This is a genomic window from Tenacibaculum sp. 190524A05c (assembly GCF_964036595.1).
GTDB lineage: Bacteria > Bacteroidota > Bacteroidia > Flavobacteriales > Flavobacteriaceae > Polaribacter > Polaribacter platacis.
Genome location: NZ_OZ038523.1, coordinates 239,467 through 253,257, shown reverse-complemented (window position 1 = coordinate 253,257; position 13,791 = coordinate 239,467). Strand labels below are relative to the sequence as shown.

Genomic DNA, 13,791 nt, shown 5'->3' with positions numbered 1-13,791 from the left:
TTTTAAAGAATAAAAATCTACTTTAATCCTTTTTCGGACTTAATTAAGTTATAGTTTGTAAAATATCTTATAAAACCTCTTTGTGGAAACAGAGAGGTTTTTTTATTCTACTCATTCACTCATTAATACAACCCAATAACTCATTCTGGATTTTATAACTTTTCATTACCTCGTATGTTTGAATCAAATCAACATCAAAAATTAAATTATGAAAAGTAAATTTACTCTAGAAATTAACAAACCATGCTCTGAAAAGTTTAGCGGTTTTAAAAAAACTGAACTTGGTGGATTTTGTGATTCTTGCCAAAAGGAAGTCATAGATTTTACAGGTTGGAGTTCTCAAGAAATTATTAATTACTTCAATAATAATAGCAACCAAAAAACCTGTGGTCGATTCAATGATTATCAGTTGGGATCATATGTTGAGCCTACAAAACCAAATCGATTAAATTATTTTAAAGGAATTGGAGTTGCTTGTTTAGCATTATTTTCTTTTGGAATCTCTAACGCTCAAAAAGAAAATACTCCTACCGAAATAGTCGCACAAAAATTAAAAAACCAAAAAAATACCAAACCTCAAAACACATTTGTTGTTAAAGGAGTCGTATCTGATGAAGCGGGACCTTTACCAGGTGTTTCTATACAACTAGAAAACTCCATCGTAGGAACTGAATCTGATTTTGATGGAAAATTTGTTTTCCCACAAAAGCTAAAAAAAGGAGATGTATTAATCTTTAGTTTTGTTGGAATGGATACTCAAAAAATTAAAATTGAAAATGACACATCTGTTTCCAATATTGAACTAAAAGTAAATATTGAAATGGCAGGATGTGTATTTTTAGGAGAAGTTACTGTGAAAAAGCCTTTTAAATCAAAAAAGAAGTTTTGGAAAAAGAATTAGATAAAAAATGAATAATAAAATAACCATAGTAGTTTTTCTAATAATGTTTAAAGTTGGAGCTCAAGTTTCCGACTTTAAACATATTAGTTTTAAAAAAGCTAATAAAATCGCCAGACTTCACAATGGTGAAAGCTTGAAAAACATTTCAACTTTAACTCACAAATTAACAAACGAACTTCAAACCGATGTTGAAAAATTTCGCGCAATTTACCTTTGGATATGTAAGAATGTAGATTACGATTTTGAAATAAAGCAACGTATTTCAAAAAAGAGAGATGAATATAAAACCAACCCCGAAAAATTCATCAAATGGAATATGGATTACAGAAAAACTATCTTTAAACAATTACGAGAAAACAAAAAAACTGTTTGCACTGGATATGCTTATTTGTTGCAACAAATGGCTTTTATAGCAGGAATAGAATGTAAATTGATTAATGGATATGGCAGAAACTCATCAATTAATACCAATGAAATCAATTATCCTAATCATACATGGAATGCAGTTAAGTTAAATAACAAATGGTATTTATGTGATCCGACTTGGTCAAGCGGATTTTTAAATGAAGAATCTGAATTCATTCATTTATATAACGATGGATACTTTTTAACTAAACCAAAACTTTTTTCAAGGAATCATCAACCTATAAATAAAAAATGGACTTTATTAGATGTTCCTCTAAGTAATACTTCTTTTGTATCAAAACCAATAGTCTACGATACTACATTTCAACATAACATCTCTCCTACTTTTCCAGATGAATTATTTCTTCAATATGAATCATCTCAAAATATTAATTTTGAATATCGCGCTGAAAGACAATTGGATTTAAATAAAATTTCCTTAATCTATTTTGACAAAAATGATCAAGAAGTTTCACTACCTCTTTCCAATATTCTATATCATGAAGGAATTATTAAATTCCATACTAATATTATTAAAAAAGGAAATTTTGATGTTCACTTGAAATTTGAAAATGATTTTATAGCATCTTACATGATTCAAATACAGTAATAACAGCTATATCTTTTAACAAAATCTCATCTTTTCTTTTTGGTATATTTGTTTTTATACAATAAGCCTTAACATGAAAAAAACCATTTTATCTATTGTAGCTGCTACTACAATACTAGTTTCTTGTAAACAAGAACAACCCAAAAAAGAAGTAGAACCAAATCAAGAATTTAATCAACTTTTAAAAGATTATAACGAAGGAAAATTAAAGTTAAATCCATTGAATGCTACTTTTGCTGGTGATAATAGATATAACAATGAATTTCCTAATTTTTTATCTGATGAATATGCTTTAGAATCTAAAGACTTCTTTACTAACTATAAAGCAAAACTTCAAGACTTTTCTGATGATAAACTTTCAGAAAGTCAACAAATGAGTAAAGCTGTATTGGCTTGGGATTGCGATATGTCTTTAGCACAAGGAAGTTTTAAGAATGATCAATTATTACCGATTAATCAAATGTGGACCGTTAACTTAGTAATGGGACAATTGGCAAGCGGAAGCAGCGCTCAGCCTTTTAAAACGGTTAAAGATTATGAGAATTGGTTAAGTCGATTAGATAAGTTTAATACTTGGTTACAATCAGCGAAAATTAGAATGCAAGAAGGAATTAAAGCAGGATACGTGTTACCTAAATCTTTAATAAATAAAGTGATTCCTCAATTCAAAGGATTAGCTGAAACTAAACTTGAAGATCACTTATTCTTCTCTCCTATCAAGAAAATGCCGACTGAATTTACAGCTATTGAGAAAAAAGAATTAACTCAAAAATATACTGAGATCTTAGATAAAAAGTTACTTCCTTCTTTTAAAGCTTTATCTGAGTTTTTACAATCAGATTATTTAAATGCTGGACTAGAAGCTAGTGGAATTGATGCAATTCCAGATGGAAAAAAGTATTATCAACATGCCATTAAAAATTATACAACTACAAAAATGACAGCTGATGAAATTCATGAGCTTGGTTTAAAAGAAGTTGCTCGAATTTTATCTGAAATGGAGAAGGTTAAACAAGAAGTTGGATTTGAAGGTGATTTAAAAGCGTTCTTTGATTTTGTTAGAAACAACAAAGATTTAATGCCATATACTGAACCAAAACAAATTATCGATAACTTCAATGCCATTCATGAAAAAATGAAGCCTCAGTTAGAAAAGTTATTTGGTAATAAGCCAAAAACTCCTTTTGTAGTTAAACAGACTGAGAAGTTTAGAGAAGCTTCTGCGAGTGCAGAATACAATCCAGGTTCTTTAGACGGAACTCGTCCGGGTGTATTTTATACTCCAATTCCAGATGCTTCGAAGTATAATGTGTTTTCAGATGAAGCTTTATTCCTACATGAGGCAATTCCAGGGCATCATTATCAAATTTCACTAACACAAGAAAATACAGATTTACCTGATTTTAGAAAAACACTTTGGTATAGTGCATATGGGGAAGGATGGGCTTTATATACAGAGAATTTAGGTAAAGAATTAGGTTTATATACTGATCCTTATCAATATTTTGGAATGTTAGGAATGGAGATGCACAGAGCTATTCGTTTAGTTGTTGATACTGGATTACATGCTAAAGGTTGGAGTCGTGAAAAAGCTATTCAATATTCATTAGATAATGAAGCAGAAAGTGAAGCTAGTATTATTTCTGAGATTGAACGTTATATGGCGAACCCTGGGCAAGCTTTATCTTATAAAATCGGACAATTAAAGATAAGAGAACTACGCAAGAAGGCAAAAGACCAATTAGGAGAGAATTTCGATATCAGAGAGTTTCATAATCAAGTATTAGAAACGGGATGTATTCCTTTGGCTTTATTAGAAGATAAAATTGATAAATGGATTGCGGCAAGCAAATAAATCTATTTAGCAATCAGAAATCTATACTTATAAGTTGAAAAGTATAGTTCAGCAAAAATTAAATATTGCATTAACCAAATCAAATCATATTTGTAGTGTTAATGCAATATTTTTATTATGAAAACTATTATAAAATTTATCTCTTACTTCTTATTACTATTCGTATGTATTGGTTGTAATGAGGACAAAAATGAAGAATTGATAAATGATCAAGAAGAAACTATTGAGAAAAAATTATCCACAAGAAGTAGCACTAAAATAAAATACAGTGCTGAAACTGGAGATTTTAAAGGAAAAAGAAGATTAAGTATTAAGCGTAATAGAAAAGGTAATTGGAAAGTTATTACTAGTATTTCAAATAATGAGATAAACTCAACTGTTGCTTTTATTGAAACTACAATTAGCATTGAAGGTAAGGATGATGGTAATACAATATCCTTAATTCAAACACCTAGAAAGAAGAATAAAAAATTCATCAAATTCAAAAGTAAAAAAGTCAATTCCTTAAATGAATTTATCGGTAAAAAGTTAAAAATAGTTTCAGTTGATAAAAACGAAAAAGGAGAACGAATTGGTGTTCCTGTTGTTCAAATTATAGAAACAAAAGAAGATACAAATGGAAATAAAATTACCATTGAACAGCCTGAACTAAGATTAAATAAAGACGGTGAAACTTTTACTATGACAGTAGCATTAAAAACAGATCCAAAAGATCATTTCTTTACTATTGAACTTAAAGACGCTAGGATTTCATCTTTATTAATTCCAGATGATGGAGGATCTGAAACAGTTGAAGATGCCATATCTCTTCAATATATGGGACAGAATGAAGAAGGACTTTTCATTTTTGAAAATCAATATATAGAATTTATCGAAAGTGATAATGTTGTTGATATGGAATATCTTAGTTCAATTACTATTTCGGATACAGGTGGTGAAGAATTAGATTATGCCGAATTCAGAATTACTGGTTTAGAATAAGCATTTGTTTAGATATATTTTTTTAATTCAAAGCCGCTTTAGTATAACACTAAGCGGCTTTTTATATTTACAAATATTCAACTTGAAGTTACTTATTGGCTTCAGCCAAAACCTTTGCAACTTCCAATGGTCTATCTGTTGCTATAATATTTGCTCCATTCTCAATATAAGTCAAATACACATTATCATCACCTTTGGCTACGGCGCTTTTATCCAAGTTTCCTAAAGTTCCTAAAATAGTTCTAATTCCAAATTTCTTTAATTTCTCGTAATGTGATTTTTCTGGTTGTCTAGTTCCTACAAAACCTAATAATTTATCTACAGGCAATTCAGCTTTTTCAATTTGTTCCAAGGCACCATCACTTCCGGCAGAAACTGATATAATTACATCCTTATTTAATTTATGTACTTCCACAGCATCCTGTACTCTATAAGTAATTACAGCAGCATAAGAAACTGCATTATGCTTTTCTACAGCCTCAATTACTTTATCGTATGGCACACCTCTTTTTATATCTAATGTGAATAAAACTTTTCCTTTCCCCCAAGCTAAAACTTCATCTAACGTTGGTATTTTAAAATTTGTTTTATTACCATCATTGTCCACTAAAGTTAATTGTTGAAGTTCCGTAAAAGTAGCTTCTTTAATTGCTCCTTCACCAGTAGTAGTTCTATTTAAATTTCGATCGTGCATTAAAACCAAAACACTATCCTTTGTCATAGAAACATCACACTCAATCACTGTTGGTGTTTGGTTTACAATATTCTGGAATGTTTCAATTGCATTTTCTGGAAATCCAGGATAAGGTCCACCTCTATGCGCACTAACCAATGGTTCCAATGTTTGGTTCCATTGCTCAAATGAAGTAATGAACTTCTTTTCATTTGCTGATATTTGTTTCTCCTTTGCCTGTTGTTGACCAGATGTATTGTCTTTTGTTTTACAACAAAAAAATCCAATACTACCAATGACCAATACAGTCATTATTTTAATTACTCTCATGATTACCCTCAATTTTTATTCAGGTAAAAATACAGCGACTTTACATTAAATTTATACGATGGTTTCAGTTTTTATAAACAACTCAACTATTGGTATGTTAAAATGAAGAACCTTCAAAGGAGTTTTAGTATTTTAGTTTTATCAAACCAAAACAAATGAAAAAACTAATAGCACTTCTAATTCCTATTATATCTTATTCTCAAATGAATACCGAAATTCATTTATTTGATATAGTCACAGAAAACGGGAAACAGAAATTGATAAATGGCAAAAACATTTCCAATAATGATGGATATGACAGCCAACCTCATTTTTATAATGATAACCTAGTATTATTTGCTTCTACACGAGACGGACAAACTGATATTGCCAAATACAATTTAACCGACAATAAATTAAGTTATATCAATAGTACACCACAAGGAGGTGAATATTCTCCTCAAAAAATTCCTAATTCTAAAAATGTTTCTGCAGTTCGATTAGATAAAGATGGAAAACAACGTTTTTATAAGTATGACTTTAAAACTGGAAAAGACACAGAGTTAATAGAAGATTTAGTTGTAGCTTATCCAATGTGGTATGATAAAAACACTTTGATTTGTTCCGCAATTGTAAATGATAGTCTACAGCTGTTTGTTAGTGATATTAAGAAGAAAACGAACACAATGATTTCTAAAAATGTTGGAAGATCATTTCATAAAATTCCGAATTCAACATTAGTAAGTTTTATGAAAAAAAATGGAGAAAATTGGGAAGTTTGGTCTTTAAATCCGAAATCCAAGGAAACTAAAAAAATTACTTCAACTGCTACAGCACAAGACATTTGTTGGTTACCAAATGGAACAATTTTAATACCATTTAAAAATGTTATTTATAAGTTTAATCCTAAAACAGATAAAACTTGGTCGATTTTTCATCAATTCCAAGATGAAAACATTAATAATATTTCTAGAATTACAGTAAATAAGGCAGCTAATAAACTAGCTATAACTGCCGAAGTATCTCCTCGTATTTTAGCAGAGGAACAACTTAAAGGATATAATAATAGAGATATTGAAGCTTTCTTAAAACCTTACGCTAAAAATGTAAAAGTTTACACATTTCCAAATACGTTGAATTACGAAGGTATTGATGAAATGAGAAAGCGATACACTCCATTTTTTAAAAATACTCCAGATTTACACTGCAAGGTCTTAAAAAGAATAGTAAATGGAAATAAAGTAATTGATGAAGAATACGTTACGGCTAATGGAACTAGTTTTAAAGCTCTAGCTCTTTATGAAATTACCAACGGAAAAATAAGCAGCGTATATTTTTTTAGATAAAATGAAAACACCGAATAAGTTAGTTTTATTCGGTGTTTATTTATTTGTAATGTTTACAATTATTCTTGAACTGGTTTATCAAGTTTCTGCATTTTAAATAATTTTTCTTCTGATTGACCGAGCTTAACTCTCATTTTAAAAAGCTTCTCGTTGTGTTTAAGAATACGAGCATCTATTTTAGCCACTTTTTCCATTTTCTTGTTATACTCTTCTTCAGTGATTTCTCCTGATTCTTTTTGAGCAGCTAAACGTTCTTTGGTTTTTGTAACTTTATTAATAGCAGCAGCATTTCTACTTTCGTATAATGATATTTTCTTCTTCTTGTTCTCTATTTTTTGTTGAACTGCGTTAGCCTTAGCATTCTTATACTCTTTCTTTTTAGCTTTTAGCTCTTTTCTTTTATCCTTTGTTTCTTCTTTATAAGCTTCTAGTTTTTCCTTAAGATCAGGATTCGCTTCTAAATATGCCTTCTTTTCTTCTTTAGACATACCTTTCATTTTTTCTTTATGCGCTCCTAAAATCTCATTTCTTCCTTCTTTCAATTCTTTTTTAACTTCTTTAAGCTCTGCTTTCTTTTCCTTAAGTTCCTTTTTCTTCTCCTTCATTTCTTTGTTTTTCTCCTTCATCTCCTTTTTAAGCTCTTTTCTCTTTTCTTTTCTCTCTTTCTTTGCTTCTTTAGATTCTTGGGCACTTGCAACACCTACAAAACTAACAAGCATTATCACTAATACATATTTAAATAATTTCATGATTTTGGGTTTTATAGGTTATCTAATTCTTTTAACTCCTCTTCAATCTCTTTAGCTTCTTTTTCTAAAGAGTCTACATCTTGATTTACCTCTTTATCAACAGCTTCTATTTTCTGTTCAAGTTCAGCTGCTTCTTTCTTCTTTTCTTCTGCTTTTTTATCTACACAAGCAAGTGTGATAAAACAAACCGCAAAAAGTGCAAAAATTGTGTTTTTCATAAGGGACATGTTTTTAAAGTTTCTTACAAGATACAGATTTTAAGAAAATAGCAAAACCCCTTTATCTAATTAAAGCATTAAGAATCAATATCTTTTTCGAATCTCGTTTTAAAGAAATAGAACTGAATAAAAATTAATAACGTAAAAAAGAAGCACGCCATTAACATGGTATTTGAAACGGATATACTTTGAAATAAATTTGGAAACTCAAAGCCGAGATTTGGTTTAAACTTAAATTTATTCGATAACGTCCAAGTTTCTAAAATAGATTTTCCTTTAGAAACGTAAATTATACATACGGTTAAAATTGAAAACAATAAAAACCAAACTTTCTTAGATATTAACGGAGTAGCTTTAAATACTTCGCTACTTTTTGTTTCCATAATAGTGTTCATCACATTAGATGTAAAATCTAACGAGGGAATTTCTTGCTCAACTTCCTGAACATATTTTTTCGCAAACGCATCCAATTCTTCAATATGCTTATTTTCTCCCATAATGATTAATTATTTCAGGTTCTACATTATTTTTTACTACTGTTAATAATCTTTTTCGTGCTCGATGTAATTTTACCTTTAAGTTTGATTCTGACAAATCTGTAATCTCTAAAATTTCCTTCAAACTCAATTCGTCATAATAGAACATCCACAATATAGTTCGTTCTTCTTCTGGTAACTTATCTAAGCATTCCTTTATTATAACAGCTCTTTCTTTTCTTGATATTTCTTCTAAAATATTATCTGTACTATTAATTTTATTAATCGTGATTTCATCAATAGTATCTGTATGATATTTTTCTCTATTCTTCTTCAAACTATCTAAACAACTTCTATAAGCTATTTTATATAGCCAAGTAGAAAATTTAGAATCGCCCTTAAATTTGGACAAGTTTTTATATGCTTTGATAAAAGTATCTTGAGAAATTTCTTCTGCCTCTTCTCTACTCTTAAGCATTTTCATTGCTAAACTAAACACCATTACTTTATAGTTATTTACTAAAAAAGCAAAAGCATTAGTATCTCCGTTTAAGGTTTTTTCTATGTATGTTTGATCGTTGATAATAGCCACTTTTGTTATGACAGGCTATTTCTAAAAAAGGTTACAAAAAAATTAAAAAAACTTTTTTTTGAAAAATCTGTAACCTCATTTGAAAAGTTTTCGTCATACCTGCAAACACATTAAAAATAATATTTAAAAAACAATAATATGGAAGTAGCAATAGTATTTATGTTCTTATTCGCAGTAATTTTCGGAATCTTTTATTTATTCTATTCAACAAGAAATAAAGAAAGACTGGCTTTAATTGAAAAAGGAGCGGATGCAAAGATTTTTATGCAAGGAGAAAGAAAAAAATCAACATTAACTGGTAGAATGATTGTTTTGAACTTATCATTATTACTTATGGGAATTGGTTTAGGTGTATTCTTAGCATTATTATTAACAACATATACAAGATTAGAAGAAGAAGCAGTTTACCCAGCAATGATATTCTTAATGGGAGGTTTTGGTTTATTCTCAGGTTTCTTTTTAACAAAGAAATTAGAAAACGAAAATTAATCTTACTTACAACTAAGAAACAACAAAACCATTTCAAATTAGAAATGGTTTTGTTGTTTTTATAAAAAATCTCAGTACTTTTAGTTAAACTTTACATCCAAACATGAGTGATAATTTTAAGAATAGGAAATTTCAAGAATTATTAGATCGATTACAACAAGATAGTTGGCAACTAGAATTAATTATCTCGGGGTTCGCAATTTTTGGTTTATTTACTGCACTACCAGAAATCCAATTAGCTTTAACAATTTCAGAAACAGAAAAACAATTTGTAACCTTTGTGGTTGCCATAGTTGCTTTGATCGCCTGCTACATTCTTATATTTAATTTATTATTACATGTTACCTTAAGAGGGTTATGGATTGGAGCTTTAGGATTACGTTATGTTTCTGGTGATATTGATTTTGAAACTCTAAACTATCAAGATCGATTCAAAAATTACTTAAAGAAAAAGATTGTTTCTTTTGATCGTTATGTGGCTATTCTAGAAAATTATTGCAGTGTTCTATTTGCTGTTTCTTTTCTTTTGATTTTTTACGTGATTTCGATTACAATAACCATTTTATCAATTGTATTTATTTCTACATTTTTAATAAGTAATGAGCAAATATCAAAAGAAGTACGAATTACTACAGGAGTTATCATACTCATATTTCTTTCGATTGGTTCCATATTAGTTTTTATTGATTTTATTACTCAGGGCTATTTAAAAAAGAAGAAATGGCTTTCAAAACTTTACTTTCCTTTTTATTGGGTTTTTAGTTTTATTACACTTTCATTCTTATATCGACCATTAGTATATAATTTCTTAGACAATAAGTTCACTAAAAGGATAAGCTTTTTATTGGTTCCGATTTATATCGCAATCACCTTTTTAAGTTCATTTAAATTTCAAACTTCAAATTATTTAGAAAGCACTAAACTGAATTCTAACATTTACTTGAACACTAAGGAATATGAGGATATGTTAGTTGAAAAAAATGATTTAGTTAAAACTGCAAGTATTCAATCTAAAGTTATAACTACTCCATATATCAATTTCTTTAAGGTTTTTTCGGAAAGCGTTGAAGATAGAATTTATAAGTACCATCCATCACTTAAACCAGAAAATGATAGAAGGGGATTTCAAACGGGTATGAGTTTTACCAATGGAAATTCAAATAGAATTTCACGAAAAAAGAGAGATAGTCTCGCTAGAAAATATGTTGAAGTTTTTAATGAGATGTATGAAGTTAATATTGACACCATTAATTTCAAATCTGATTTTTTAATTGGAAAAAACACCAAAAATCAAACTGGATTTCAAACTTTTATCCCAACTAAAAATTTAACTGACGGAAAACATATTCTAAGACTTAAAAGAAAATATATTAACAAAAAGAAAGACACTCTAAAAAGTATTGATGTCGTTATTCCTTTTTGGTATTATAAAGATTAATCCTTTTTGAAATGTTTAATCACTTCTTACGTCCAAAGACCATAAACCAAATTATCACTTTATGAAACGAGCTACATTAATCATATTCTTATTATCCTTTGCCTATATCAGTTATAGTCAAACAGATCCTAAAATTTACGATATCGTAAATGCTGTTTCTGCTGAAAGAATTGAAAAAGACATTACTAAACTTGCGAACTTCGGAACAAGACATACGTTGAGTGACACTATATCTGAAACTAGAGGAATTGGAGCTGCAAGAAGATGGATAAAGAAAGAATTCGAAAAAATATCTAAGGATTGTAATAATTGCTTGGAAGTATTCTACCAGAGAGATTTAGTGAAAAAAGGAACAAATAAAAGAATTACGAAAGATGTTTGGGTTGTAAATGTAGTTGCAATTCAACGTGGAACTAGAAATCCAAATAGTTTCGTGGCTATGAGTGGTGATATTGACTCAAGAATTTCAGACCCTAACAATTATACTGATGATGCTCCTGGAGCTAACGATAATGCTACTGGTATGGCAGGAGCATTGGAAGCAGCAAGAGTTTTAAGTAAATATAAATTTGAAAACAGCATAATTTATGTTGGCTTATCTGGAGAGGAACAAGGATTATTCGGAGGAAAAGGATTAGCAAATTATGCGAAAGAAAAAGGTTGGGATATTATTGGTATTATGAACAATGATATGATTGGAAATATTACTGGTGTAGATGGTGTAATTGATAACCGTACATTTCGAATTTTCTCTGAACCAACTCCACCTACCGAAACAGAAAGACAAAGAAGAGCTCGTAGATTTTATGGTGGCGAAGTAGATGGAATTTCAAGACAATTAGCTCGATATATCTATAAAACAACAAAAACATATATGCCTGAAATGAATCCTAAAATGATTTACAGATTAGATCGTTTTGGCCGTGGAGGACATCATAGACCATTTAATGATGCAGGATTTGCTGGAATTAGAATTATGGAAGCTCATGAAAATTACACGCAACAACATCAAGATATTCGAACTGAAAATGGAATTGAGTATGGTGATAAACTTAAGTTCGTGAATTTTGGTTATGCAAAAAAATTAACTGCTGTAAACGCCATCAATCTTGCGAGTATTGCGTCTGCTCCTTTATCTCCAAAAAACGTTGGTATAGGAGGAATTGTAGAAGCTTCAGCGAAATTTTCATGGAATAAAGTTGATGGTGCAAAAGGTTACAAAATATATTGGCGCGACACTACTTCCCCTACTTGGGATAATTTTAAATACGTAGAAAATGTTACGGAGGCTAAGCTTGAAGGAATTGTTATTGACAATTTTTTCTTTGGAGTAAGTGCTGTTGGACCAAATGGTCATGAAAGTATCGTAAGTTTTCCTTCAAGAATAATACGTTAAATGCGATTTGTGTTTTTACTTATTGCTTTACTCAGTATTTCCTTTGCGATTGCCCAGGACAAACCGAGATACATATCATTTAAACAAGATAAGGTGCAAACTGCAGTATATGCTCATAATACTTTAGGATGCCCTACTCATTTAAAAATATTAAACACAACAACAAAAGAGGTTTACACCTCAGATATTAAAGCTTACGAAAAGAAACTTGTTTTAACTCTTACTGAAATGGATACGATATCCATTTTAAAGAATTATAAATTCAGTATAAAATATGGAACATCATATTTTATAAAAAAATACGACACCTTGTATAACTACGCCTTGCCTTTTTTAAAAGGGAAACGTTATAAAATTATTCAAGGAAATAACACAAATTTTACACATAAAGGCTTATCTCGATATGCAATTGATTTTAGAATGAATGTTGGCCAAACTATTTGTGCTATGAGAGATGGCGTTGTTGTAGGATTAAAAAAGGATTCGAATAAAGGAGGCAGAAGCAAAAAGTTTAAAAACGACGGAAATTACATACTTCTTTATCATGAAGATGGTCTTTATACTCAATATGTCCATTTAAAAAAAGATGGAGTTCTGGTTAAAAAAGGAGATTCAGTAAAAAAAAATCAACCTATTGGATATTCAGGAAATACTGGATATAGTACTGAACCTCACTTACATTTTGGTGTATTTAAAATTACCAAAAAAGGTTTTGCCTCTATTCCATATATATTAGATTCAATTCCTTCAAGAAAATATGTAAAAGGAAAATATGCGCTTAACAACTAAACCTACTTTATATTTTGAACGAGATGTTGAATGGTATGATTGGTTGATTTCCAATCACGATAAGTATGACGGGGTTTATTTAATTTTTTATAAAAAAGAAATGACCATTCCTTCAATGACTTGGGAAGAAGCTGTAAAAGTTGCATTATGTTTTGGTTGGATTGACTCAACAGTTAAAAGCTTAGGAAACGGAAAAAGACAACAATATTTTTGTCCAAGGAGACCGAAAAGTGTGTGGAGTAAACTAAACAAATCCTACATTGATGAATTATCAGCAAAAAACTTAATGCAAGAAAGTGGATTAAAATCAATTCAAATAGCTAAAGAAAATGGTTCTTGGACAGATTTAGATAATGTTGAAAATCTAATTATTCCAGAGGATTTAAAACTTGTATTTGACCAAAATCCTGAAGCTTTTGAAAATTACAATAACTTTGCTCCTTCCTACAGAAAAAATTACTTGTATTGGCTCCATAGTGCTAAAAGAGAATCTACCAGACTAAAAAGAATTGAAGAAATTATTCAGCTTTGTAGGAATAACAAAAAGCAAAGACCTTAGCATTT

At 29.6% G+C, this 13,791-nt stretch carries 15 protein-coding genes; 10 read left to right on the top strand and 5 right to left on the bottom strand.

Annotated features, from left to right (window positions below; translation table 11 throughout):
* The first annotated feature begins 208 nt into the window (after positions 1 to 208).
* The 4 genes from ABNT61_RS01040 (at position 209) to ABNT61_RS01025 (ending at position 4,752) form a co-directional block, all read left to right on the top strand.
* Complete coding sequence (locus ABNT61_RS01040) at positions 209 to 901, top strand: carboxypeptidase-like regulatory domain-containing protein (protein WP_348744494.1); 693 nt, start codon at positions 209 to 211, stop codon at positions 899 to 901.
* A gap of 7 nt (positions 902 to 908) precedes the next feature.
* Positions 909 to 1,916 (top strand): transglutaminase domain-containing protein, encoded by a 1,008-nt coding sequence (locus ABNT61_RS01035; protein ID WP_348744493.1) that lies wholly within the window; start codon positions 909 to 911, stop codon positions 1,914 to 1,916.
* Between the two features lie 73 nt (positions 1,917 to 1,989).
* Positions 1,990 to 3,771, top strand: coding sequence for a DUF885 domain-containing protein (locus tag ABNT61_RS01030; protein ID WP_348744492.1), 1,782 nt, complete (start codon positions 1,990 to 1,992; stop codon positions 3,769 to 3,771).
* 117 nt (positions 3,772 to 3,888) lie between these two features.
* Positions 3,889 to 4,752 carry a hypothetical protein gene (locus tag ABNT61_RS01025; RefSeq protein WP_348744491.1) on the top strand — a complete coding sequence of 288 codons (864 nt, stop codon included), beginning with the start codon at positions 3,889 to 3,891 and terminating at the stop codon, positions 4,750 to 4,752.
* 88 nt (positions 4,753 to 4,840) lie between these two features.
* Here the strand turns inward: ABNT61_RS01025 and ABNT61_RS01020 are convergent, their stop codons facing one another.
* Positions 4,841 to 5,755 carry a glycerophosphodiester phosphodiesterase family protein gene (locus tag ABNT61_RS01020; protein ID WP_348744490.1) on the bottom strand — a complete coding sequence of 305 codons (915 nt, stop codon included), beginning with the start codon at positions 5,753 to 5,755 and terminating at the stop codon, positions 4,841 to 4,843.
* A 155-nt stretch (positions 5,756 to 5,910) separates the two neighbouring features.
* Between ABNT61_RS01020 and ABNT61_RS01015 the strand changes: the two genes are divergently transcribed.
* Positions 5,911 to 7,080 carry a nuclear transport factor 2 family protein gene (locus ABNT61_RS01015; RefSeq protein ID WP_348744489.1) on the top strand — a complete coding sequence of 390 codons (1,170 nt, stop codon included), beginning with the start codon at positions 5,911 to 5,913 and terminating at the stop codon, positions 7,078 to 7,080.
* A gap of 59 nt (positions 7,081 to 7,139) precedes the next feature.
* On the opposite strand, the gene ABNT61_RS01010 is transcribed toward ABNT61_RS01015, so the two are convergent.
* The 4 genes from ABNT61_RS01010 to ABNT61_RS00995 form a co-directional block, all read right to left on the bottom strand.
* Positions 7,140 to 7,829, bottom strand: a complete 690-nt coding sequence (locus ABNT61_RS01010) for a hypothetical protein (RefSeq protein ID WP_348725994.1) — start codon at positions 7,827 to 7,829, stop codon at positions 7,140 to 7,142.
* 11 nt (positions 7,830 to 7,840) lie between these two features.
* The gene (locus ABNT61_RS01005) at positions 7,841 to 8,047 is read right to left on the bottom strand and encodes a hypothetical protein (RefSeq protein ID WP_348711443.1); all 207 of its coding nucleotides are present in this window, start codon (positions 8,045 to 8,047) and stop codon (positions 7,841 to 7,843) included.
* A 77-nt stretch (positions 8,048 to 8,124) separates the two neighbouring features.
* Positions 8,125 to 8,544: a hypothetical protein gene (locus ABNT61_RS01000; RefSeq protein ID WP_348744488.1), complete on the bottom strand. Its 420-nt coding sequence runs from the start codon at positions 8,542 to 8,544 to the stop codon at positions 8,125 to 8,127.
* The gene (locus ABNT61_RS00995) at positions 8,531 to 9,115 is read right to left on the bottom strand and encodes a sigma-70 family RNA polymerase sigma factor (protein ID WP_348744487.1); all 585 of its coding nucleotides are present in this window, start codon (positions 9,113 to 9,115) and stop codon (positions 8,531 to 8,533) included. Before ABNT61_RS00995 ends, ABNT61_RS01000 begins: the two co-directional genes overlap by 14 nt.
* Positions 9,116 to 9,253: 138 nt before the next feature.
* Between ABNT61_RS00995 and ABNT61_RS00990 the strand changes: the two genes are divergently transcribed.
* From ABNT61_RS00990 to ABNT61_RS00970, 5 genes are all read left to right on the top strand, one after another.
* Positions 9,254 to 9,604: a DUF6249 domain-containing protein gene (locus ABNT61_RS00990; RefSeq protein ID WP_348711438.1), complete on the top strand. Its 351-nt coding sequence runs from the start codon at positions 9,254 to 9,256 to the stop codon at positions 9,602 to 9,604.
* Between the two features lie 103 nt (positions 9,605 to 9,707).
* On the top strand, positions 9,708 to 11,042 hold the full coding sequence (locus tag ABNT61_RS00985; RefSeq protein WP_348744486.1) for a hypothetical protein: 1,335 nt from the start codon (positions 9,708 to 9,710) through the stop codon (positions 11,040 to 11,042).
* Positions 11,043 to 11,103: 61 nt separating this feature from the next.
* Positions 11,104 to 12,438: a M28 family peptidase gene (locus ABNT61_RS00980; protein WP_348711435.1), complete on the top strand. Its 1,335-nt coding sequence runs from the start codon at positions 11,104 to 11,106 to the stop codon at positions 12,436 to 12,438.
* Positions 12,439 to 12,531: 93 nt separating this feature from the next.
* Positions 12,532 to 13,227, top strand: coding sequence for a M23 family metallopeptidase (locus tag ABNT61_RS00975; RefSeq protein ID WP_348744485.1), 696 nt, complete (start codon positions 12,532 to 12,534; stop codon positions 13,225 to 13,227).
* Positions 13,211 to 13,786 carry a YdeI/OmpD-associated family protein gene (locus ABNT61_RS00970; RefSeq protein WP_348744484.1) on the top strand — a complete coding sequence of 192 codons (576 nt, stop codon included), beginning with the start codon at positions 13,211 to 13,213 and terminating at the stop codon, positions 13,784 to 13,786. Before ABNT61_RS00975 ends, ABNT61_RS00970 begins: the two co-directional genes overlap by 17 nt.
* Positions 13,787 to 13,791 lie beyond the last annotated feature (5 nt).